The organism is Acetobacter sicerae (assembly GCF_011516765.1).
Classification (GTDB): Bacteria; Pseudomonadota; Alphaproteobacteria; order Acetobacterales; family Acetobacteraceae; genus Acetobacter; species Acetobacter sicerae.
In genome coordinates this window covers 1-3,364 of record NZ_JAAABN010000051.1, presented here as the reverse complement: position 1 = coordinate 3,364, position 3,364 = coordinate 1, and the positions used below count along the sequence as shown (strand labels likewise).

Genomic DNA, 3,364 nt, shown 5'->3' with positions numbered 1-3,364 from the left:
GATCAAAGGCTCCCAGACGGACCATGCGGTATCGGAAAAGACAGACTGCATCATGCTCATCATAAACAGCTATGCAATCCGTTCCGTCATTCAAGGCCTAACAGGCCCTAAACGAATCAACAGAATGCATAACCATCTCTATCTTCTCTCTTGAATTATCAAAATCCATCATTTGCACTATAAGAAATTTATTTCCTCCCACATAAAAATCCGGCACCTCTCTTACGCGCACCGATGTTGCTCCTGGAAGCTCAAACATACAAACAAGGCCATCAAAATAGAACCTAAATACTCTATGTAAATATTTTGAACGATCAGGAAGCATCGTAAAAGATTTTTCCTTTAATGGAGAGCGATTATGCCGTGGTATATTACCGTACAATTGTAAAAGTCTAACTGGATAAATCTCGCTATCTGGGCAAATTCCGCTTAATAGTGACTGCCTTATAATAGACTCTTCTTCCGAAGATAACGATATTTGTGAAAACTGCGACATTGAAGAACAAGACGCTCTCCATAGAATACTTAAAAAAAAATAGCCTCAGCATTCCTCCATTTTTAGGCCTGACTATTCGTAGATAAGAATTTGCATCTGCTACATAACTGGAAGCTAACAACGCCACATCGCTTAAGGGCCCAAGGCCACTGCTTACGAGTTGCAACCGACGAAGTTCACTTATTCCATAATCATCATATCTTACAAGAATATCTTCGCCTTTACGTGAAACCAAATTGCTATCGTACCAACTCGTAGGAACTGATTTCTGATATTTTCCTCCTCCTTCTAAAAAATGACCATTGTCCTTAGATGGACGCGTCAAAGCTTCTGGTATGATATGTGCTTTTACCATAGGAGCATAAATTTTTGTGAGACGACAAATTTGTAATTTCAAAACTCTACCCATTTATAAATTTCACTAACTTCGTTTTCATTTACCAATAAACACTTCTAAAAAATGCTGATTGCCAAAATAACGGATGTTCATACTAAAAGAAGCATCCCCTTTTGCACAAACCAATGTACGACATCTCCCAACGTGCACAGGCACGTAATTAGCTTACGGATTTTACCTTTTAACGTCCTGTATCTCAAAGCTTGGATGACATTCGCCACATTTGGGCCCACAGCTGCCCTTGCAGCTTGGCCAACTTACGTTGCTGGCAACTGATCTTTTGACGTGTAGTTACTATGTCTGCAAGCTTATTTTTGGCGCAATCATTATCTTCCTCTGATATAAATGGAAGAGGAAAGTTCCGCAAAGCGCTCATAGGCAAAGTACGCACCGTCGTGGCGCCACTCATGCTTTCTAGTTTCTCACGCACCCAAGGTGCAGTAAGTAAGACGTTGAGCAAAACAGGCGAGAAAATGTGAGAATTAGGCTTCAAGCGAATAATCGCTAAACTTTGAGAAATGATCCAAGGATTATCTGAATTCATGGAACCGTTTACGTTTTCTACCATGCCAACGCGCCCAACATTCCCTTTGATACTAATGAGAATGTCGCCAACTTCAACAGTTACACCTTTAACACGCGGTTCTTCCTCTGCTGGAAATATCTGCTGCTTGCAAGGGGGGCGCACAGTGCCATCGATTAGGTCCGACGGCGTGATTTCTAATGCAGTGATCGCGTAGACCTCATCAGATTCGCGCAAGGGCACTGGAGCTTTTCCACGTTCAATATTCGCAATATCACTAAGGACAATAGAAGTATTAGTGCCAAGCACGCTTTCAAATGCTGCCAAATTTTTAGATTTGAAATAGCGCTCTGGCAACAAACTGTATCCATTTTCCGAAATTTGTTCGACTGATACTTCAACTATACGATCGGAATCACTAACACAGAAGCGTCGAAATTTTTTAAGATGCTGCACGATTATATTTTCCTGCACGCGTCCAGTACTCGCTTTTTCCATGGAACGACAATCGATCATCTGCGCGCTTACAGACATTCCTGGCTCAAGATGAAGCAGCGACGAAGAAACTGCCGTGGTGGGCCAGAATATACCCGAAGGAAGACTCATTACCGTAGCACGATAATGCGTCGCCAATTCCTTCCGGAGAGCTACTTCCGCTTTAGTTTCGCGAAATAATAATCCGTCTAGAATGAGTGTGGTGAAGGATTGCTTAGCCAGCGGCAGAAGACATTCAATCTGGTAAGCTTCGAATGCTCCCCGGTTCGGTCGGCGCATACCAAAAGGAGGAATAGAGAAAATATGGTCAAAATTATCATATGAAAATTTCTTTTTATCTCCACAATCTTTCCAAGACGATGACAAAGATAATCCGTCCTGAAAATTTGCATAATAGATCTTTAATGGACGCTCTGCTGCGTACGCGAGAAGCGCCATAAGAATTACTATCTGTCGGTCAGCATAAAGATCTCGATCGACATACAGCGTTACAGGACAGTTCTTTACGAGAACCCAAGCGACTGAGGCTGCCCCCGCAAAAAAACAAGCAATAGAACTAGTCCGTGGAAAATTTAGTATTTGGGTAAGCGACCGTGCCAAAGGAATTGGTAGTGTAGCCATTTCCCGACTTCGTTCAGGATGAAGACAAAACGATACCTCATCATCCCAGTTTATGTGATTAAAAGCTCCCTCTTGGAGAAATTTTAAGCTTTCATTCACAAAATGCCAATCCTGAGATGAAAACCCAGGATCCGATAACCATTCGCGAGCCGCCGTTAAACCTTCATCTTCATCGAACGGAAGCTGATCTTTTAGATTCTTGAATAGCATACGCCCATCAGTTTGATCACGCTGCTTACTCCATCCTATCACGATGGCCGCTGAGAGAAGCGGCAAGCCATTTGAACGGATAACCCAAGACCGTGAGCGTTGCTCGATACTTTGAATCAAGGAAATTATCATCAGCGTTGTCTCTGGGTACGTGAGGTTAGTGGATAAGTGGTAATTTGTCGATTTTCTGCTTCCACAACGACCAATCCGCCCTTGTCCATCATGCGAACCATGCGACTACGAAACTGATCCATTTCATTCAGGAATGCTTGGATATCTTTCTTTTTAAGAATGCAGCGGTCGCCCTCCCATGTTCCATGGGAGAGTGTAAGGTCAATGAGATCGCGGGTAATCCCACGTTGATTCATTCGTTGATCTAGATGTCGAGTCATAACTTCCTCCGTGACTCCGAGATATCAACGGATAATCCCAAAATCAAGGATTATTTTGTGATATCTTGAGGTGATTGTTTGGTTTGTCATTGGAGAATGTTTGGCAGTCTTCCTTGGCCCTAGGGCCTGTTAGGCCTTGAATGACGGAACGGATTGCATAGCTGTTTATGATGAGCATGATGCAGTCTGTCTTTTCCGATACCGCATGGTCCGTCTGGGAGCCTTTGATC

The 3,364-nt window shown here is 43.0% G+C and carries 4 protein-coding genes; all 4 read right to left on the bottom strand.

Annotation, left to right across the window (positions count from 1 at the left end):
* Positions 1-410 precede the first annotated feature (410 nt).
* Positions 411-905 (bottom strand): hypothetical protein, encoded by a 495-nt coding sequence (locus GVI59_RS18350; RefSeq protein ID WP_173575484.1) that lies wholly within the window; start codon positions 903-905, stop codon positions 411-413.
* 184 nt (positions 906-1,089) lie between these two features.
* On the bottom strand, positions 1,090-2,874 hold the full coding sequence (locus GVI59_RS18345; protein WP_173575483.1) for a type I restriction-modification system subunit M/S: 1,785 nt from the start codon (positions 2,872-2,874) through the stop codon (positions 1,090-1,092).
* On the bottom strand, positions 2,874-3,134 hold the full coding sequence (locus tag GVI59_RS18340) for a hypothetical protein (protein ID WP_173575482.1): 261 nt from the start codon (positions 3,132-3,134) through the stop codon (positions 2,874-2,876). Before GVI59_RS18340 ends, GVI59_RS18345 begins: the two co-directional genes overlap by 1 nt.
* A 43-nt stretch (positions 3,135-3,177) precedes the next feature.
* Positions 3,178-3,364, bottom strand: a 187-nt coding sequence (locus GVI59_RS18900; RefSeq protein WP_206752382.1) for a hypothetical protein, incomplete at its 5' end; no start/stop codon positions are given.

Excerpts from the sequence above, each read along its gene's own strand:
- GVI59_RS18340 (WP_173575482.1), bottom strand. The coding sequence starts at position 3,134 with ATGACTCGACATCTAGATCAACGAATGAATCAACGTGGGATTACCCGC.
- GVI59_RS18345 (WP_173575483.1), bottom strand. The coding sequence starts at position 2,874 with ATGATAATTTCCTTGATTCAAAGTATCGAGCAACGCTCACGGTCTTGG.
- GVI59_RS18350 (WP_173575484.1), bottom strand. The coding sequence starts at position 905 with ATGGGTAGAGTTTTGAAATTACAAATTTGTCGTCTCACAAAAATTTAT.